Below are 19738 nucleotides of genomic sequence, written 5' to 3' on the forward strand. Positions count from 1 at the left end.
GGTGTATGGAATGACTCAAGAAAAACAATCGCGCATGTCGGCCGCTGAAGTTAATTTTGATGGTTTAGTCGGGTTGACGCACAACTATGCAGGGTTGTCATTCGGCAATGTTGCTTCGACCAGCAACAAGAGTCAGGCTGCGAATCCGAAGTTGGCAGCACTGCAAGGGTTGCAGAAGATGAAAGCATTAGCGGACCTCGGCCTAAAACAGGGGATTCTGCCACCTCAGGAGCGGCCTTGTATCGGGACGTTACGCCGGTTGGGATTTTCCGGAACCGATGCTCAGGTGCTAACGCAGGCCGCGCAGCAAGCCCCGGAAATTCTCACCGCAGTGAGTTCTGCTTCTTCTATGTGGGTCGCGAATGCGGCCACGATTTCCCCGTCGGCAGATACATACGATCAACGGGTACATTTTACGGTGGCGAATCTGAATAATAAATTCCACCGGGCCATTGAAGAAGAGACCACAGGCAATGCACTGCGCAGTATTTTTTCCGACCCTGATCATTTTGTCCATCATGCAGCATTGCCACAGCAAGCGGTGATGGGGGACGAAGGCGCTGCCAACCATAATCGTTTATGTTCGCATTATGGGAGCGCAGGTGTGGAAGTCTTTGTCTATGGCCGTCAGGTTTATGGTGGGCGAGTCGAGCCAAAACGCTATCCTGCACGCCAGACCCGTGAAGCCAGCCAAGCCATTGCCCGTCTCCATCAATTGGATCCGGCAAAGACGGTTTTTGTCCAGCAGAATCCCGAAGTGATTGATCAAGGGGTATTTCATAATGACGTGATTTCCGTGAGTAACGGTCCGGTGCTGTTTCATCATCAGGAAGCATTTCTCAACCCATCTGCGGCATTTGCTGAGATTCGCGCCAAACTTGCTGCGGTTGAGTGTGAATTTATTCCGATCGAAGTTCCGAGTGCACAGGTATCAGTTGCTGACGCAGTTAACACTTATCTGTTTAATAGCCAGCTTTTAACCAAACCCGATGGTAAGATGCTGATTGTCGTCCCGCAGGAAGCCCGGGAGCATGAAAGGGTGTGGCGCTATCTTTCTGAGCTGATACAACGCGATGGTCCGATCGATGCAGTGCAGGTCTTTAATTTACGGGAAAGTATGCGTAATGGCGGCGGTCCGGCTTGTTTACGTTTACGTGTTGTTTTGAATGAAGCTGAACTTCAGGCAACCAATCCGCACGTACTGATGAATGATGATGTTTACCGGACGCTCACGAACTGGGTCGAGAGACATTATCGCGATCGCCTGTCGGAATATGATCTGGCTGATCCTCAGTTGCTGCTCGAGAACCAGACCGCGCTGGATGAATTGACCCGGATTCTGCATTTAGGATCCATCTATCCGTTCCAGCGTTAATCGGTAGGAAGGAGAATAAGATGAAGGATTTTCTTCACACGATGTTACAAGGACAGCCACCGCAAGAGACCTCTGGTGAAAACGCTGAGTTAACCTGGCAATGGCTGGCGGATGGTGTCTTGCTGCTGGAGCCGAAAGTTGTGGCGGATGATATCAAACATGTGTTGATGTCGGCTGGTGTGCATGGCAATGAAACGGCCCCGATAGAAATTCTGTCTCGACACGTCAACCGTTTATTAAGCGGGGAAATACCACTGGCAGTTCGCTTGTTGGTGGTGCTTGGCAATCCGGATGCCATTCGGGCCGGGGTTCGCTACCAATCGGTGGATCTGAATCGATTATTTCATGGTTACCACCGTCATTATCCGGCGTGCTCGGAGACTCAGCGCGCGATTGAGTTGGAAAACATTGTCGAAACATTTTTTGCCGATACCAGCACCGAACGATTTCATTTTGATTTACATACCGCGATTCGCGAATCCTTTCATCTCCGTTTCGGAGTGTTACCGCAAAAGACACTGGCTTCAGACGATTTTCTCCACGGCTTGATTGGTATGGGACTGGAAGCGTTGGTGATTAACCCGATTCCCGGTGGCACATTCAGTTACTACACCCATGCCGCGTTGCAGGTGCAGAGTTGTACGCTGGAATTAGGCAAAGTCCGACCATTCGGTGAAAATGACCTCAGCCAGTTTGCCGCTGCCGACAGAGCGCTGGAATGCTTTATTTGCGGGGAAGCTTTTTCTGCCGATATGTTGGCACCAATTAAGGTTTATCAGGTTGTCCGTGAACTGAAAAAGTTGTCGGATGATTTTCATTTTATTGATGTCAGTGATGATGCCAAAAACTTCACCAGTTTTTCTCAAGGGACGTTAATTGCCCAAGATGGCGATGTGATGTATCGGGTTGAACGCGGCAATGAATGGCTGATTTTCCCGAATGCCGGGGTGAAGACCGGCTTGCGTGCAGGTTTGATGCTGGCAGAGGCCGATATCGATGCATTAATGTGAATTGTGGGCCCCTGATATGACTCCTGTTAATATGGTTCCTGCGTGGTGACGATGAGGTGTCGGTCTTGGGGTTCGACACGGTTTCTTCCCTGTTGTTTGGCTCGGTAGAGTCGTTTATCTGCGAGCCGGTAAAGCGTTTCTAATGTTTCAGTATTTATCCGGGTCGCAATCCCAAAGCTAGCGGTAATCTGAATGTCTAGCGCCTCGTGTCGGAATGGTGTCGCTGCAATGGCGGCACGTAAATGTTCTGTATAAGCGAGCGCCTGTTCTGCATTTGTATCAGGGAGTAATATCACCATTTCTTCACCGCCCCAGCGCGCAATAATATCATTTTCTCGTGTATGTCGTTTGAGTAGTTCTGCAATGTGGCTCAGGGCAAGATCACCGACGTGATGTCCGTATGTATCATTAATTTGTTTAAAATGATCGATGTCCATCATCACGAAACTGAGTGTTTTCTTCGTACGATTCGATTGTTGAATACACTGGTGACCGGCTGCCATAAATGAGCGTCTGTTGAACAGATTCGTTAATGGGTCATAGGACGACAGATATTCCGCTGTGATTCTCTGCTGTTCAAAATCTTTTAATCGATAAGCGACGATCACGGCCAGAATCGTGGCTTCAAAAACCACACCGAATACCGCCCCGTTATAACTGTAATAGTTATAAGGAATAATCCCCCAGACTGAAAGCGTAGTAATGAGCAGCCCTAGCATGCTGCATATGACTGCAATCAGAAAATAGAGTGTGTCTTTGGTTTTATTTAGGTTTAAAACACCCAGTAAGATCATCAGCATCGTGGTGAGTGAGAGAAACTTGAAGGCAAATTTGGTGGCCCACAGGTGCATGTTTAAACTGATCAAAGCGACCATCGTTAAAATACCCAAACCACCATAGATCAACAGTGCCAGATTTAATTTGGGTGAGTGTTGATGGATACGCAGAAAGTTAGAGACAAAAACTAATCCGGAGACGCCATGAAAAATCATCATGATCAGCGTGAGATGATTTTCGATAAACACTGAATGAGGGTATAACCAAGCGAAACCATAGCCATTGTAAGAAATATTGACGATGATGAAACAGCTGATGTAAAGCGAGTAAAGCAGGGCGTCTAACTGTTTTATCGATAGGTATAAGACAAGGTTCATTCCCACCAAGGCCAGTAAGATGCCATACAAGATACCGGACGTGACATGGATTTGTGCGTCAAGGACTCTGGATTGATAGGCATCGAGTAAAGCAATCGGGAGTGTTAATGGGTCAAGCGACTGACCCCGGATGAAAATCTCGCTTTGCCCGGGAGGGAGTTCCATATCAAACACAAAACCAATACCGGGTAACAGATGTGAATCTGCAACCTGGTGATCTCCGGAATGCCACGTTTGAATCATACCTTGGTCATTGACCAGATAAATTGCCAGATCATCGACCCATGGTTGTGCTGCATTGAGACGCCGGTATTGTGCAATCTGCGTATGATTTTGCACATCGAGCTTAATCCATGTGGCGTGTTTGTGGATGCCGAACGACATAAAATCTTGAGACGGGTAGTGTACATCTCCGCTGCGAAAGCGTTGTTCAGCCTGCGCAAACGATAAGGGCGTTGTGCCATCCTCATGAAAATAGGCGGCACCAGTCAGTAATGTCGGCGTGCTATTGTGATGGCCTGTCGCAGCAAAAGTATTTTGACAATAAACGGTCATCAAAAAAATAGTCAATACAAAACGTATTATCATGTTTGCTTATTCTGGTTTGGACGAAAATGGGGGTAGAAAACATCACATCATCTGGAATTATTTGAATGGGATGACATGTCATACTGGCATTTTGGGAGATGATGCCATGGTTTCACGGCATTAACCGAAGATGAGTATTGATATTTTTAATTATCTCAATAGCGATACAGTTTACATGATTTATCTTGTACTTATCTAAAAGATACGTCCCAAATTTACTGTGGTGAATTTGGTCGGAATGAGAGAATTATTATGATTCAGGTGCGTTTTATGGGCAAATGAATCGTAAATGTGCTGCCTTTTCCCGGTGTCGATTCAACCTCGATCCGTCCACCGTGTTTTTCGATAATGCCATAAGTAACCGAGAGCCCCAGTCCGGTGCCTTTGCCAATGGCTTTGGTGGTGAAAAAGGGATCAAAAATGTGGGGAATGATGCTTTCATCGATGCCGACACCGTTGTCGCAAATCGTGATGATCGCTTGATCTTGCGCCACGGCGGTTTGGATGGTGATGGTGCCCCATTCGGGAATGGCCTGAGCTGCGTTCAGTAGTAGATTGAGAAAAACCTGATTGAGTTGAGACGGCAGGCATTCAATCGGCGGCAGTGTACTGTATTGGCGGATCACCTCTGCTTTGAATTTAATTTCATTCCAGACAACATTGAGTGTACTGTCAATACAATCGTGAATATCGACGGTTTGCCAATCACAATTACCGGGACGTGAAAAGTCGCGTAAATCTTGCACGATTCTCCGAACGCGTGTCACACCATCGATGGATTCGTTCACCAGAGTGACAATGTCAGTCCGCAGATAATCGATGTCAATGCTGTGTTTATAGGCATCGAGCCGGGTTTGAATTTCAGGGGGGAGGGCGGCTTCATATTGAGCATATTGGTCATGCAGCGCCAATAGCTGTTCAACATAGCCTTTCAGCATATCGAGGTTAGAATTGACAAAACCAATCGGATTGTTTACTTCATGGGCAACACCGGCAGCTAATTGACCAATGGATGCCAGTTTCTCTGATTGCAAGAGTTGATTGTGGGCATCCTCCAGCTTTTTGATCAATTTACGTTGCTCTTCGCGTTCCTGAGTCAAGTCGCGGTTGATACGCTCATTTTCACGCAATGCTGATTCGAGTTCGGCTGTGCGACGGCGCACTTGATTTTCCAGCATGACCGCATCCTGAAACAGACCGTAGTTACCGGACAGTTTGTTTGCCTCACGCTCGGCCCGGTCCATCAGTGAGGTGACGACTTTATTGAGGCGGTGAATTTCCTGACGCAGAGCGGCTTCATCTTTGGCTGAATCAGTCATTGGTATCTTCCTTGTTACCGCACGCTATTTGTTTGCCAAATACCGTCTCGCTGCCAAATACTGTCTCCTCGCCAAATGCAATACCGGTCAGCGTTTGATTAATATGGACGCCGCCAAATTGTTCGCCATAAGTACTGAATCCGACCGCGTTGTACTGGTTGAGTAATTCACTGATAGCCGCTTTGCTGCCGTCCCGAGCCGCTTCCAGATTACGCAATATACAGTCACACACTAACATGCCCTGAATATGCTCTAACTGTTCTTCCAGTGTTTCCAAGGTTGTGGTTAATTTATCGAACATGTTTTCACCATGAGCGACTCTGAGCACCACACCTTCGTCGATGGCACAATAGAAAGTCAGGCTACCATCCGGGTTGGCATGCTGGATCGAGCGAACAAAATCAGTCCCGTCAATCATGACCACGACCGGCCAAGCAGCAAAGTGATCCGAGGTGAGCTGTTCTGGGTCAACGTTGACGAGGCGAGCATATTCAGCGGCTGCCGGCAATCCATTGATTTCTTTGACGACACGATTCTTGGCATCGACTTCGGTCACTACCATTCGTTCATGGCCGGAGACAAAGTGTTGTGTCTTAAACAGGTGGAACGGAAGAGAGGTATTGATCAGGACCAGCGCTGCACTATCAGGATTGAATTGTCCGTTGACAAAGATCCACGTCTGTTCAAAGTTCAGTTCGTCACCGGCAGAGCCGCCAACCATCCGAATTCTACCGAGACCGTCTTGTAAAGCATGGGTGACCGGCTCTTCACGCACGGAGAGTCCATCAATCAACAAGAAACCAAAATTTTGGTTGGTCTCCGTATAAGCGTCGGTATTTTCCAACTGACGCAGGAGATCTTGGGCAAAAGTGCGACCATAAGAAATGTCAAAAGATTGGAGTCGATCCAGATGGCCAACGACAGCGGTACAGCATGTCGCAGAAAAGCTGATTCCCGTCAGGCTGTGGTTCAGATAACCCGCCGGACCGATTTCACCTGCGGTGGTGCAGCCCACAACACATTCATCAGGAAAGTGCTGATGAATTGCCGTCGTGAGTTGCTGTAAATCATAGTTGCTGGAACAGAAGAAAATGATCAACGCCATGTGTGGCTGATAAATTTGTGTCCGAAGTTCTGAAACGGCGGCTGCTGCGTCCGGTGCGCAAGAATGACCTGTCAGAATCGGATTTGGCTTACCCATAACTGCCTCCGAAGATGACCGTTGTGCGTCTCACCAATAGATGGGAGTACGACGTTGTTGTTAAAGTATCGTTCAACTTGTCTTGCCCACCCTCGGTAACACTGACTCTCACCCATACCCATCTTTGTACGGATGTCCTGTGATTTAAGCCATTGTTATAAGAATTTTCATTTGCATACCACCGCAGGAGGAGGCAAGCGTGATATGCATGATCGTTTCGCTATAGGTATAGTTCGTCGCCAACAGAAAGATCAAAAGTGTGCCACAGAATTTGTGATCATCATCTTTACCTTGTGCTGCAAATCACGCTTTTTCCCCAGTGTGTTCAGGTGAAATTGATATGCGAAATATGAATGAAAGGAAATGCTTTCTTTGATGATGAGAGGGCAGTACACTTTGATCTGCGTATATGCTAACTGAGGAACACGTTTGCCATGGATATCGTGAATCTACTGTTTAATAATGTTTTTACAGTGCCTGTCGCACTGCTTATTTTTGTATTCTTTTTACTCAAGTCCTCGATTATTTTTGTGCCTCAGAATCAAGCTTATCTGATCGAACGGTTTGGCAAATATCTGTCAACCAAAGAAGCCGGATTGCATTTTTTGGTGCCCTTTATTGATCGAATCGCGGCGGATCGTTCATTAAAAGAACAGGCCGTTGATGTTCCCCAGCAGAGTGCGATTACCAAAGATAATATTTCCCTGCATGTCGATGGTGTGCTGTATTTCCGGGTGCTTGATCCATATAAAGCGACTTACGGGGTTGATGACTATGTTTTTGCGGTGACTCAGCTATCCCAGACAACCATGCGTTCTGAGCTGGGTAAAATGGAGTTGGATAAAACCTTCGAAGAGCGTGATGCGCTGAACACCAATATTGTTTCTGCAATCAATGAGGCGGCCGGCCCTTGGGGGATTCAGGTGTTGCGTTATGAAATCAAGGATATTATTCCGCCTCAATCTGTCATGGAAGCGATGGAAGCCCAAATGAAAGCTGAGCGGGTCAAGCGGGCTCAGATTCTCGAATCAGAAGGGGATCGTCAGGCCGCGATTAACCGTGCTGAAGGTGAGAAACAGTCAATCGTGTTATCAGCGGAAGCCGATAAAGCCGAGAAAATACTCCGTGCAGAAGGGGAAGCTAAAGCGATTATTGCTGTGGCAAATGCACAGGCGGAAGCGCTGCAAACGGTCGGTGAGTCCGCCAATACGGAAAGCGGCCAGAAAGCGGTTCAGCTTGAACTGGCGACCAAAGCCATTGCAGCGAAAGAGGCGATTGCCAAAGAGTCGTCCATGGTGATTCTGCCAGATAACGCGACTGATGCCAGTTCTATCGTGGCACAGGCGACGTCGATCATTAGTCAGTTGAATAAGAGTCGATAATGGATTTCATCATAGCGCATTTGGTGCAGGTATTAGCTGTAACCGGATTAATCCTGTTAGTGGTTGAAGTGTTGGTGCTGGGCGCGAGCACATTTGTGCTGTTATTGATGGGGATGGGGCTATTACTCGCGTCCCTGTCGATGTACCTCGACTGGATTCCCACCACATGGCAATGGGCGCTGGTGGCTACGACCTTCTATACGCTGCTCTCCGGTGGTGTATTGTGGCCGATTTTTAAACGTGCTCAGAAAAAGCCAGAACACACGAGCGTACACAGTGATTTGATTGGTCATAGCTTTGTGTTACCGCAAGATACTACACCGGAAAAACCGACATCGTATCGTTTCTCTGGCATTGAGTGGCGTTTGATCACCCAAGAGCCATTAACCAAAGGGACTTTAGTCGAAGTGATTCATTTGCAAGTCGGTGAATTATTCATCCGGGCGAAATCGTAACCCAGTCGTCGCGGTCATTGAACCCCTATCGGGTCAGTAATTGCCTGATAGGGGTTTTTTGTAAGTTCAGTTTTTTAATCTGAACTAAAAAGAGTTCGCCACAGGCGAGAGCATCGCTGGCTGCCGAATGTGAACAGTAATCGGGCAGATGGTAGAAACGGCGTAAGTCATCCAACTGATAGCTGTCGTGTTGTCTGCTTTTCCCTGCGTAACTGAATCGTTTTTCGATATCGAGAGTATCGACGAAACAGGCAGGAAACGATTGCAATTGCGCATGATGTCGGAAAAAGGTTGCGATAAAACATTTTTCTATCTGGCAATGATGCGCCAGTAATATTTTCCCCTGTGCCCGTTCCAACAGCCGATTCATCCCATCGGCCAGAGAGATACCTTGCGCCAAGGCATGCGGCGTCAGCCCGTTGATTTGTGCGGTCTCTGGTTTGATGAACTTGCCATGGTTGATCAACAGTTCTTCATGACTGGCGATATCAATGGCTTCTAAAGTTAAATCAACCATCCCAATCGAGAGGATTTGATCATGTGCAGGTGCCAGACCTGTCGTTTCGAAATCAAGCGCCAGAAACCGGAGCTCACCGAGTGGTGTTTCTGGCTGAGCAAAGGGATGTGACAAATATGCCTGTAATGCCGCTGACCAATGAGGGGCGATTTGAATCCGTTGCCGTAGCGCCTCTGCGTCGGATGGATATTTCCAGTGTTGCAGCCAGTCAGTGAGCATCATTGATCTTCCTTGATATCGTCTATCGTCCTTTGACAAATTTCAGCTTAGCGACATCCTGTAATTCGCTGATAATCTTAAACGCGTCTTTCAGATGTTTACGTTCAAAGCTGCTGAAATGGTCGGGAATAATATGATTATTCGGTGTCGCTCCGGCCAGAATCGCATTCAGTTGATGGCGAAAGCGAACCTGCGTGATAAAACGAAAAGCGCCAATAATGTTTTCACAACTATCCTGAGAGAGTACGCCGTGCTTCGCTGCATAACGAAAGCGTTCTTCCGTGCCAGTCAGAGAACCACCGGCAGCAAGACTGAAAATTCTTGCCAGATCAATGATCAGATTCAGCGCATACTTTTTAATATTCAGGGTATTACTGTTTTGCCCGCTTTTCTCGAGCACCAGATGATTGAAAATTCCAAGCGGAGGCTGAGTTTCAATCGCATCACGCACTAATGCCGGAATAAACCCAGAGCTTTTTTGAATACAATCATGCAAATGGTGCTGAATTTGATCAACCAGATCTCGTTGACCATAAATGGCCCGGACTTCAAGAAATACACTGATACTCAATAGCCGGTTATATTCCGGGCTGGATACCCATTTTTGATAGTATTCTTTCCAACGGGAAACGGGTTGACACCATTTCGGGGACGCAGCCATATAGCGACCGTCACAGACCGGATAGCCACAGGCTGCCAGTGCATTACAGACGCGCATTGCCAGATGAGTGAAGTAGAGTTTATGTTCTTCACGGGCATGTTCCGAGAGAACTAAGGCGCTATCTTGATCGGAAAGCATGTGGACTTCATTACGGGCATGCGAGCCGGCAACCACCCAGGCATATTCACAGGGAGGCGGGCCGAGGATTTCTTCACTGAGTTGAATAATGCGGCGTGTAAACGCATCCATCATCATGGACATGATCTGGCCTTGAATTTCAGCGCTCACGCCCCCTTCGACTAACGCCTGAAATATCGTTTCCCGCTCGCTTTTGAGATTCGCCAACGCATTGACTGAACTGGCGTATTTAATTTTTTCGAGTAGAAACAGCGACTGGGTGCGATGGTTGTGAACCAGATGCGTGGTGGTGAGAAGCCCTGTGACTCGCTTGCCTGTTAAAACCGGTAAACAGCGGATGTTGTATTGCATCATCAGTGAGATGGCTTGGATCACTTTAGCATCGTGTTCGATCAAATGCGGATGCTGCGTCATGACCGTTGCAATCGGCTCATCAATGTCACGTCCGCTCGCAACGACCGATTGTGTCATATCCCGATCCGTCACGAGGCCGACAATGTCTTGATCCTGCATGACGACCGCGCAAGAACTGCGCTGCTTGTGAGGGATATGACCGCACATCATGCGTGCGACATCACGGATACTGTCATGGCAGTTGACGATCGTAATATTTTCACTCGCGATTTCTCCGACTGTGCGGAAGAAAAGCCCTTTGGCTTCTTTTTTACACACATCGTTGACTGCGGAGGTCAGCCGAATGTTGGCCTGAGACGCAAAATAGTCAGCAAAATCCGGATAGGTTTCACAGACCAGCGTCAGCTCCTGATGGGGAATCAAATACAGCAGTGAGTCATCGATAGCCTGTGCCTGATAGCCGTCTTCTGCATTCACCAATGGTTTGAGGAAGGTAAAGCCAAATTGATCATCCTGACCGAGTCTGGCTCGCAACTCACCCGTTTGAGTTCGTTGTTCTATCGCACCGGTTCTGATGATGTATAGATAGCGTTGTTCACACAACGAACTAAAATCAATCGTTTCGCCTTTCACGAGATATTTGACTTTGACCGTATTGGCCATTGAAGCAACCAATGCTGGCGGTAACTTATCGAACGGGTCGATTCTGACCAGAAAATCATGGATGTTAGGCGTGATCGACGTACTCATATATTCATTCTATCCTGATGCTGTTCTGCGCTATTATATCGTTGCATGCAAAGATGAACAGTATTTTTAAAATAGCTTTTCAAAAATTTGAATCTGTGCAACTATTGCGCAAATTATGGTTCGGTTCTATGACTGTTTTTTCTTTTTATTACATTGATTATATTTACTTTTTTGTGAATTTTAGGGTGAGAGTATTACTGTGGGTGACACAATTTTTGTCAATGATACATTGGCACAAGCGTTAGGTTTGGTCAGTTTTGCTTTAGGGCTTTCGACTTTTTATCAAAAGAATGATCGGCGTCTGAAAATATTGATGCTGGTTTTCAACCTGAATCACTGTATTCATTATCTGTTACTGGGTTCAACAGTTTCGGCACTCAGCACCATGTTATCTGCCGCCCGGACGACCACCGCTATTTTTGTCTCTTCGGTCCGCGTGGCAGCGATCTTTATTGTGATCAGTCTCGTCAGCGGTGTATGGATGGCAAATCATTGGTGGGATCTCTGGTCAGTTGTGGGGACGGTTATCGGCACCTATTCGGTCTTCTGTCTTGCTGGTATTAAGATGCGGATCGGGTTTCTGCTGGGCGGCATATGCTGGCTCATCAATAACATAATTGTTGGCTCGATTGGTGGGGTGATGTTGGAAGCTTCATTATTGAGTATGAATCTATTGACGATATATCGCATTCATCGACAAGCGAGCAATATGTTGATAAAAACGCCGGAATGTTAAATATGATGGCAATATTTTTACAACTAGCCCAACATGAATTCTTATGGCAATGATAGCCCGCATTGCCTGACTTTGAGAGCCCCCTTCCAAACATTTTCCCCGACTTAAATACCCTGCCTGTCTATCCGGTCTGACCACCATGATATTCATTAAATTTCCATTCATTCTGATTCATAAATCGGTAGTATCCATTGAATTCAAAATAAAAATAGTAGGAGAACATCCTAATGATATGTCGCATTTGTCAGCAAAGACCGCCATCGATTGCTGGTCGGTTTTCCCGATATCGCGTTTGGCGACAGTGGCTTGGGTTATGGATTTTAATCAGCGGATTAACGGCTTGTTATGATGATGCCCGTCCGGTGACGGTTGAGCCGAAACCGGTTCGTCCGGTCAAAACCATGGTTGTCTCATCGGTGAAAACCACTCCGGTTGTGACACAAGTCGGTGATATTGAAGCTTATCAGCAAACGTTGCTGGGGTTTCGGATTGCCGGACGCATACTTGAGCGCCGGTTTGATGTCGGTGATCTCGTGCACCAAGGGGCGGTTTTAGCGACCTTGGATCCCAGTAATGCCAATAATGCTCTCAAGCAGGCTAACGCGGAACTGGATAATGCAAAATCAGCGGCAACCCTTGCTCGGCGAACTCTTGCCCGGATGAAAAAACTATTACCCAACGGGGCGATTTCCCGCTCTCGTTACGATGAGGCAAAATCAGACTGGCAAGCCGCTGCTTCCCAGCTTGAGCGGGCTCAGGCTGCCGTTAAAGATGCGCAAGATAACCTACAGTTTACCCATCTGATTGCGCCACAAGATGGGGTGATCAGTGAGACCAATGCGAACCCCGGACAGGTTGTCAGTGCAGGGCAGCAAGTCTTTAAACTCGCCTACAATGGGCAGTTGGACGCCGTGTTTGAAGTGCCTGAGCAGGTTTTACAGACCCGGATCGAAGACCCGCAAATTACAGTTTCTCTACTCTCGAATCCTGAAATCAAAACTCGCGCTAAATTACGTGACATTACCCCACAGGCCGATCCGTATACCCGGACATACCGCGTTCGGGTCACGCTGGTTGATCCGCCAGAACTGATGGGGCTGGGTGCAATTGTCAAAGGGCAATTACAACTTCCCACGATTGATCAGGTTATCGTGCCGAAAGCGGCTTTGACACGTCAAGGGGATCAGCCGGCCGTTTATGTGGTTGATGGGCAGAGCAATGCGCTGCGACTGAAGTTGATATCGGTCACTCGCTACAGCGATGATGCGCTTTATATTTCTTCAGGGCTCGATGCCGGTGATCAGGTTGTCATTGCCGGTGTCAATCAACTGCGACCCGGTTTGAAAGTCCGGCTGATGCAGGGAGGGGAATGATGGCATCCCATTCATCTGAACAGCGCTTTAATCTCTCTGCTTGGGCACTGGAAAACCAACAAATGGTATCGTTTTTGATGTTGATGATCGTCGTGATGGGGATTATCAGTTTTCAAAATTTACCGCGTAATGAAGATCCAGAGTTTACCGTCAAGATTGCAGTGGTTTCTGCGCATTGGCCCGGGGCGACTATCGAAGAAACCACGCAATTTCTAACCGATAAGTTAGAGAAGAAGCTGCAAGAGATCCCCTACCTTGATCATTTGAGAAGTTATACCCGGGCCGGAGAAACGGTCATCTTTGTTAATTTACGCGACAGTACACCGCCAGACCAAGTGGCGGATATCTGGTATCAGACGCGCAAGAAAATGTTGGATCTGTCACCGGAGTTGCCGAGCGGCGTGATTGGCCCTGCGGTTAATGATGAATTTGCCGATACCTTCGGGACGATTTTCGCATTCACGGCGGATGGATTCAGCATGAAAGAGCTGCGTCAGACCGTGGATGACGTCCGTTCAACGCTGATGCGAGTACCCTATGTCAGTAAAATTGAAGTGATGGGTGCACAGGAGCAACAGGTCGTGCTGGCGATCTCATCCAAACGGCTGGCAGGACTCGGGTTAAATCTCAAAGAGGTGATTGACAGTTTACAGGCTCAGAATGCTGTGACACCGGCAGGGGTGATTCGGACCGGTGATGAACGGATATCTGTTCAGGTCAGTGGTGCATTCCGCTCGGCCGAAAGTCTGAAAGAGATTGTACTCCGTATCCATGATCGTTTTATTCCCCTACGTGACATCGCAAAGATATATACGCAAGCCGAACAGCCACCGAAACCCGAGTTTCGGGTCGATGGCAAGGCTGCAATCGGGCTGGCGATTTCGATGTCGCCTGATGGCAACATGTTAAAATTCGGCCAGGATTTACGCCAAGCAATGTCTCGGATTGAGAATAATTTACCCTATGGGATTGACGTCACGAAAGTGGCCGACCAATCTGCGGTGGTCCAAGATGCTGTCGGCGGGTTCGTCAAGGTACTGATTGAGGCAGTGGTGATTGTGCTCGCGGTGTCGTTTGTATCACTGGGCACAAGAGCAGGCTTGGTCGTTGCTGTGTCGATTCCGATTGTACTTGCTATGACTTTTTCCGGAATGGAGATGGCCGGTATCGGTTTTCAGCGTATCTCTCTCGGGGCGTTGATCATCTCGCTCGGTTTGCTGGTCGATGATGCCATGATTACGATTGAAGCGATGGTTTCCAAGTTGGAAGACGGCTGGCCGCGGAAAAAAGCGGCTGCGTGGGCTTATCAAAATACCGCCTTTCCGATGTTAACGGGAACACTGGTTACCATTGCGGGCTTCATTCCGGTCGGATTCGCTGCCTCAGGTGCCGGAGAATATTGCTATTCGTTGTTTGTGGTGGTGATGGTATCCCTAGCCAGTTCATGGATTGTTGCCATTCTTTTCTCACCGTTATTAGGGGTATGGTTATTACCTGAAAATCTGAAAGCCCATGAAGCCAAACAAGGACGACTGTCTGCCGGGTATCAGCAGCTGATTGACGGTGTTCTCCATCATCGATGGAAAACCATTGTTCTGGCAGTATCTTTATTGGTTGTCGCCAGTGCGTTATCTGAGCGGCTCCATTCTGAATTCTTCCCGGCATCTGACCGGCCGGAACTGCTTGTCAGTCTCAGACTACCGGCAAATGCATCCCAGAGCGACACGCTGGCTGAGGTAAAAAAACTGGAAGCTCAGTTGGCAAGTAACCCGAAAGTGGCTCTGTTTTCAAGTTACGTTGGTTCTGGCGCAGTGCGGTTCTATCTACCGATGGATATTTTGCTAAATCAGGAGAACATTGCTCAGGTTGTGGTCGTGGCTAAAAATATCGAGCAGCGCAAAACGCTGCGTAAAGAGTTACAAACCATCATGCAACGTGATTTCGGAGAATGGATTACACGTGTTTCGCCATTAGAACTCGGGCCACCGGTCGGTTGGCCGTTGCGTTATCGGGTCAGCGGGCCGAACCTGAATCACGTTCGGGCATATGCACAGTCACTGGCGAATGTGGTTGCAGATCATTCCGATACCCGGGATATCAACCTGACATCCGGAGAACCACAGCGTTTACTGCGTGTCGACGTTGATCAAACGGCTGCCCGGGCTGTCGGGCTGAGCCGCCAACAAATTGCACAACAGCTGGCAACGATTTTTTCTGGTCAGACGATTACATCACTACGGGAAGGGATTCATCCGGTCAGTATTGTGGTGAAAGGTGGCGTGAGTGAGCAGCAGGATATTGAAACGATAGAGAACCTGCAAATTTCGCTCGGTCAGGAGCAAGTCATTCCACTCAGGCAAGTGGCAAAAGTCGAATATACCATTACGGATCCGATTATCTGGCGACGTCAGTTGGAACCCTTTATTACGGTTCAGACCGATATCGCGCCCGGAATTATGGCCGGGAAAGTCTCTTCCGAGTTAGCCCCTCAGATTGAAGCATTCAGGCAACAGCTCCCTGCTGGTTATGAAGTCACCGAAGAGGGTACTGTCAGTGAGTCAGAGAAAGGGAATGAGTCAATTTACGCGGTTTTACCGGTAACGCTCATCGTGATGCTGACCTTGCTCATGATTCAGCTTCGACGTTTCTCCAGCATGATGTTGGCGTTGTGTACCGCGCCATTCGGTTTAATCGGGATAGTCGTCGCGATGTTACCAACGGGCACGCCTGTCGGTTTTGTCGCGTTGCTTGGTGTGATCGCTCTGGTCGGTATGATTATCCGTAATGCAGTGATTCTGATTTCTGAGGTGGATGACAACCTGAAGCGAGGCCATGGGGCGCATCAGTCGATAGTGAGCGCCGCAACGCATCGTGCCAGACCAATTTTGCTGACTGCTTTTGCCGCCATTCTTGGCATGATTCCAATTGCCAGACAGGTTTTCTGGGGACCTATGGCATATGCCATTATCGGTGGATTGATGGCAGCAACTGTCATTACGTTAACGGTATTACCAGCCGCAATTAGTCTGGTCTTACAGTGGGAAAAGCGAGGAATATCACAGCAAGAGGCATAAACACCTTCCAATTTTTAATCGCGCTGCCAATTAATAGCAGCGCTTTTTCAGGGGAGGCTCTGTAACGTTATAATTTATGAATTTTTTAGAATAAATATTATCTGGTATTTGATTTTTTATTTAAATTATATATTCAATCAATTGAGTATTTGTGTGCTTTCAGTTTGTTGGTTTCTATAAAATTAATATGTTTAATTTATTGAAAATATTTAAAAACATCAATTGTCACTTAATCAGGTGGTGTTTGATAAATTAATTAAACCCCCAAATGGTAATGATGTGTAAATAATATTAAATTTAATATAATTGAATCTGTAATGATACGCAAAATAATTCATTTATCATGATGACAAGAATTTTTTTACTGAGAGAATGTCGCTGCCTACATATAAATAACAGAGGTGGTGTTATGAACAATATTAGTAAATATTTACCAGAGTTCATTCAGTCAAAGATAAATTTTCATATTCACGACTTAATTGAATTGAATAAAAATGGGAAACATCTTGTTTTAGGAAAGCGTCCCCAAAGCAAAGATATTGTAATGCAAAGTAATGACTATTTATGCTTGGCAAATAATAGCACTATAAAGCACCAAATGATTGACTCAATTATGAGAATGGATGATAGTATCTTAATGTCAGGAATTTATTTGCAAGATGAAAATTCAAAGCCCTCTATCGAGCATCGACTTTCAGAATTTACTAACTTTGATAGCTGCTTACTCTCTCAATCAGGGTGGAATGCTAACATTGGGTTATTACAAGCAATTTGTGCTCCGGATACTAATATCTATATTGATTTTTTCACTCATATGTCAGTATGGGAGGGGGCTCGATATGCAAATGCGAAAGTACATCCGTTTATGCATAATAACATGAAGCATCTGCGGAAATTGATTAAAAGACATGGCCCAGGAATTATTGCTGTCGATTCAATATACAGTACATTAGGTACGATCGCCCCCTTAAAAGAGCTGGTTGAGATAGCAAAAGAGTTTGGCTGTGCGACCGTGATTGATGAATCGCACTCTTTAGGTATTTATGGTAAACATGGGGCAGGTTTGATTGAAGAGCTGAATTTATCAAGAGAAGTTGACTTCATGACTGCTAGCCTGGCTAAAACTTTTGCGTATAGAGCCGGTGCGATATGGGCAAATAATAATGTTAATCAGTGCTTACCTTTTGTAAGTTATCCTGCAATATTTAGTTCTGCCTTATTGCCTTATGATATAGATACACTTGGAGCTATATTAGATTTAATTTATGAATCAGATGACCGAAGAGAACGTCTTTTTTATCTCTCGGATAAACTCAGGAAAGGACTCATTCAACTTGGTATTAAAATTAGAAGTCAATCTCAGATCATATCGTTAGAAACTGGAAATGAGAACAATACCGAGTTAGTCCGTGATATTTTAGAAAATAATGGAATATTTGGAGCTGTTTTCTGCCGTCCCGCGACACCTAAGAATAGCAATCTAATTCGGTTTTCTTTGAATAGTTCTATGACTGATAATGACATTGATAAAATATTGTCTGTCTGCCAGCTATTAGTCAAAAATAACGAGGTGTTTTTTAAATAAATTATAGTATTCAAATCCCCATATATTGATATGATGTCAGTATTATATCCAGTCTGCTAATTTGTCCAGTAAATTATCAGTATCTGCTGGCTTAATAATATAGTCATTCATGCCTGAATTCCGAATTCGTTTCAACGTTGGTGTGTTGGTATCACCCGTGTGACCAAGAATCGGAATATGTCGATAAGGTTTCTGGGAACGGCGAATCGTACTGGTTGTTTCGATGCCATCAAGAATAGGCATCTCAATATCCATCAGAATCAGATCAACCTCGTGTGTTTCCATTGTTTCCAGAGCCTCTTGGCCATTTGATGCCTGTATAACATGATAGCCCTGCTTCTCTAAAAGAATGGCGGTCAGGTTACGAATGGAATGATTGTCGTCCACGATCAGGATGCATTTCTCGCTGCGCTCCTGCTTGAGCGGTATGACGTTTCTATCGGTTTCAATTCTTTCTGGCCGCTCAAAAAATAAGTGATATAGAATTGGGGCGCTTTGATCAAGTAAATAACTTCTTTCCAGCGGATAGACAGAAAGATGGCGTTCAATATGAATCGGATACTGGCTATCGGCATCATAAATATAATGAATTTGCGCTTCAGAGAAATGCAGCTGAGATTCTAGAACAGACAGTAAATCCCATTGTCGATTAATTTGGTTGAGATCGACCATAATCAGATCAAACTCAAAATCATATTCCTTGCGCTTGATCGCCTCTGTCAATGTGGTGGTCTCGATGTGAAATCCCATCTGCTGTGCTTGTTTTTTTAGCCGCAGCCGAACGTCACTCTCGTTACCCACGTAAAGTAAGGATTTCGCATTCACCAATTCTTCTTTGAGCTTTCTCATGGCCGGAGATGATTCGCTTGGGAATAAGAGTGTGAATTCCGTCCATCGACCTAATACAGAAGCGCATTCAATTTTCCCACCGAAGGCTTCCATAATGCGTCGGCAGAAGGGTAACCCCAGACCATAGCCTCCATTTTTACCGTGTGTATAAAAGTCTTTAAATATATCTTGAAGATGCTCTTTGGCAATCCCGGCACCATTATCTTTAACCGTTATTTGATTCCAATTTTCTTGAGTCGAAATAGAAACTTCAATGTGAAAGTTCTCGTTATTTTGATAATAAAATGCATTTTTGAATAAATTGTAAAAAGCATACTTTAGTAAAACATCACTGCCGAGGAATCTGAAATCATCTTCAATATGAATATTGACAGCCAGTCGGTCGAGTGGGTTTTTATAACTGAACGATTGGATGGCATGCTGCGCAATGTCACTGACCGTGTAGATTTTGAAAGTCGATGTCGGAATCCGGTTCTGGTCTATCGAAGTAAGGAGCAGATTGATCGTTTCATTAGCAGAATCAACCGTGCTATTCATATTGTTGAGTAGCTCATTGACCATCTGATAATCATGTTGTTCAATCATGTAATGAGGCACGGAATCGGTCGGGTGCTTCGTATGCAGCAGTGATTGAAGCAGCTCTACAGATGACCGAATGGCGCTGAGCGGATTACGCATCTCATGCGCAATTCCTGCACCGAAGGATTTGGCAATTGAAATTTTGGCTTCATGTACATTTTTCCCTTTTACATAGAATATGCTGCCGTATATATAAACAAATAAAAATATGGGTATATATGACCATTCGATAGACGCAGCCGTCTGATGACCATTGACATAATAAGCGGCGGTATAGGCAAAGGTGAATGAAATAGTGGCCTGAAACAACATTATCTTGGTTTCATAGATGACAAGAATATGCAGGAATATTGAAGCTAATAGGGACATAACCCAAATGGTGGACCAATTATTCATAATCAGCATATAGCCGAAAAAGA

14 protein-coding genes are annotated in these 19738 nt (G+C 46.1%); 8 read left to right on the plus strand and 6 right to left on the minus strand.

Going from position 1 to position 19738, the window contains the following annotated elements:
- Positions 1–34 precede the first annotated feature (34 nt).
- The gene (gene astB, locus BSQ33_RS16380) at positions 35–1375 is read left to right on the plus strand and encodes an N-succinylarginine dihydrolase (RefSeq protein WP_088135273.1); all 1341 of its coding nucleotides are present in this window, start codon (positions 35–37) and stop codon (positions 1373–1375) included.
- 20 nt (positions 1376–1395) lie between these two features.
- Positions 1396–2385: a succinylglutamate desuccinylase gene (gene astE, locus BSQ33_RS16385; protein ID WP_088134689.1), complete on the plus strand. Its 990-nt coding sequence runs from the start codon at positions 1396–1398 to the stop codon at positions 2383–2385.
- Positions 2386–2411: 26 nt separating this feature from the next.
- On the opposite strand, the gene BSQ33_RS16390 is transcribed toward astE, so the two are convergent.
- From BSQ33_RS16390 to BSQ33_RS16400, 3 genes are all read right to left on the minus strand, one after another.
- Complete coding sequence (locus BSQ33_RS16390) at positions 2412–4127, minus strand: sensor domain-containing diguanylate cyclase (protein ID WP_088134690.1); 1716 nt, start codon at positions 4125–4127, stop codon at positions 2412–2414.
- A 257-nt stretch (positions 4128–4384) separates the two neighbouring features.
- Entirely contained in the window at positions 4385–5446 is a 1062-nt protein-coding gene (locus BSQ33_RS16395; RefSeq protein WP_198298214.1) for an ATP-binding protein, read from the minus strand.
- Positions 5439–6647, minus strand: coding sequence for an FIST N-terminal domain-containing protein (locus tag BSQ33_RS16400; RefSeq protein ID WP_021019179.1), 1209 nt, complete (start codon positions 6645–6647; stop codon positions 5439–5441). The genes BSQ33_RS16395 and BSQ33_RS16400 overlap by 8 nt, the downstream gene beginning before the upstream one ends.
- 434 nt (positions 6648–7081) lie before the next feature.
- Here BSQ33_RS16400 and BSQ33_RS16405 point away from each other — a divergent pair, with 434 nt between their 5' ends.
- Together BSQ33_RS16405 and BSQ33_RS16410 are read left to right on the plus strand one after the other, a co-directional pair.
- Positions 7082–8029, plus strand: a complete 948-nt coding sequence (locus tag BSQ33_RS16405; protein ID WP_021019180.1) for an SPFH domain-containing protein — start codon at positions 7082–7084, stop codon at positions 8027–8029.
- On the plus strand, positions 8029–8484 hold the full coding sequence (locus tag BSQ33_RS16410; protein ID WP_021019181.1) for an NfeD family protein: 456 nt from the start codon (positions 8029–8031) through the stop codon (positions 8482–8484). The genes BSQ33_RS16405 and BSQ33_RS16410 overlap by 1 nt, the downstream gene beginning before the upstream one ends.
- Positions 8485–8509: 25 nt before the next feature.
- Here the strand turns inward: BSQ33_RS16410 and BSQ33_RS16415 are convergent, their stop codons facing one another.
- Positions 8510–9223, minus strand: a complete 714-nt coding sequence (locus BSQ33_RS16415; RefSeq protein WP_420070642.1) for an exonuclease domain-containing protein — start codon at positions 9221–9223, stop codon at positions 8510–8512.
- A 19-nt stretch (positions 9224–9242) separates the two neighbouring features.
- On the minus strand, positions 9243–11123 hold the full coding sequence (locus tag BSQ33_RS16420; RefSeq protein WP_088134691.1) for a DUF294 nucleotidyltransferase-like domain-containing protein: 1881 nt from the start codon (positions 11121–11123) through the stop codon (positions 9243–9245).
- A 199-nt stretch (positions 11124–11322) separates the two neighbouring features.
- Between BSQ33_RS16420 and BSQ33_RS16425 the strand changes: the two genes are divergently transcribed.
- The 4 genes from BSQ33_RS16425 (at position 11323) to cqsA (ending at position 17891) form a co-directional block, all read left to right on the plus strand.
- Complete coding sequence (locus BSQ33_RS16425; RefSeq protein WP_420070643.1) at positions 11323–11859, plus strand: YgjV family protein; 537 nt, start codon at positions 11323–11325, stop codon at positions 11857–11859.
- 227 nt (positions 11860–12086) lie between these two features.
- A complete protein-coding gene (locus tag BSQ33_RS16430; protein ID WP_088134692.1) occupies positions 12087–13232 on the plus strand; it encodes an efflux RND transporter periplasmic adaptor subunit in 1146 nt (381 codons plus the stop codon).
- Positions 13229–16306 carry an efflux RND transporter permease subunit gene (locus BSQ33_RS16435; protein ID WP_198298215.1) on the plus strand — a complete coding sequence of 1026 codons (3078 nt, stop codon included), beginning with the start codon at positions 13229–13231 and terminating at the stop codon, positions 16304–16306. The genes BSQ33_RS16430 and BSQ33_RS16435 overlap by 4 nt, the downstream gene beginning before the upstream one ends.
- A gap of 409 nt (positions 16307–16715) precedes the next feature.
- Positions 16716–17891, plus strand: a complete 1176-nt coding sequence (cqsA, locus tag BSQ33_RS16440) for an alpha-hydroxyketone-type quorum-sensing autoinducer synthase (protein WP_021019187.1) — start codon at positions 16716–16718, stop codon at positions 17889–17891.
- A 42-nt stretch (positions 17892–17933) separates the two neighbouring features.
- Here cqsA and BSQ33_RS16445 read toward each other — a convergent pair whose 3' ends face one another.
- Positions 17934–19631: a hybrid sensor histidine kinase/response regulator gene (locus tag BSQ33_RS16445; protein ID WP_232472011.1), complete on the minus strand. Its 1698-nt coding sequence runs from the start codon at positions 19629–19631 to the stop codon at positions 17934–17936.
- Positions 19632–19738 lie beyond the last annotated feature (107 nt).

Source organism: Vibrio gazogenes, from assembly GCF_002196515.1.
In the GTDB taxonomy this organism is placed as follows: domain Bacteria; phylum Pseudomonadota; class Gammaproteobacteria; order Enterobacterales; family Vibrionaceae; genus Vibrio; species Vibrio gazogenes_A.

Bases quoted from the DNA above. Each gene is read 5' to 3' on its own strand.
- BSQ33_RS16395 (WP_198298214.1), bottom strand. From the start codon at position 5,446: ATGACTGATTCAGCCAAAGATGAAGCCGCTCTGCGTCAGGAAATTCAC.
- BSQ33_RS16420 (WP_088134691.1), bottom strand. From the start codon at position 11,123: ATGAGTACGTCGATCACGCCTAACATCCATGATTTTCTGGTCAGAATC.
- BSQ33_RS16415 (WP_420070642.1), bottom strand. From the start codon at position 9,223: ATGATGCTCACTGACTGGCTGCAACACTGGAAATATCCATCCGACGCA.
- astB (WP_088135273.1), top strand. From the start codon at position 35: ATGTCGGCCGCTGAAGTTAATTTTGATGGTTTAGTCGGGTTGACGCAC.
- BSQ33_RS16405 (WP_021019180.1), top strand. From the start codon at position 7,082: ATGGATATCGTGAATCTACTGTTTAATAATGTTTTTACAGTGCCTGTC.
- BSQ33_RS16400 (WP_021019179.1), bottom strand. From the start codon at position 6,647: ATGGGTAAGCCAAATCCGATTCTGACAGGTCATTCTTGCGCACCGGAC.
- BSQ33_RS16430 (WP_088134692.1), top strand. From the start codon at position 12,087: ATGATATGTCGCATTTGTCAGCAAAGACCGCCATCGATTGCTGGTCGG.
- astE (WP_088134689.1), top strand. From the start codon at position 1,396: ATGAAGGATTTTCTTCACACGATGTTACAAGGACAGCCACCGCAAGAG.
- BSQ33_RS16410 (WP_021019181.1), top strand. From the start codon at position 8,029: ATGGATTTCATCATAGCGCATTTGGTGCAGGTATTAGCTGTAACCGGA.
- BSQ33_RS16435 (WP_198298215.1), top strand. From the start codon at position 13,229: ATGATGGCATCCCATTCATCTGAACAGCGCTTTAATCTCTCTGCTTGG.
- BSQ33_RS16445 (WP_232472011.1), bottom strand. From the start codon at position 19,631: ATGTTGTTTCAGGCCACTATTTCATTCACCTTTGCCTATACCGCCGCT.
- BSQ33_RS16390 (WP_088134690.1), bottom strand. From the start codon at position 4,127: ATGATAATACGTTTTGTATTGACTATTTTTTTGATGACCGTTTATTGT.
- cqsA (WP_021019187.1), top strand. From the start codon at position 16,716: ATGAACAATATTAGTAAATATTTACCAGAGTTCATTCAGTCAAAGATA.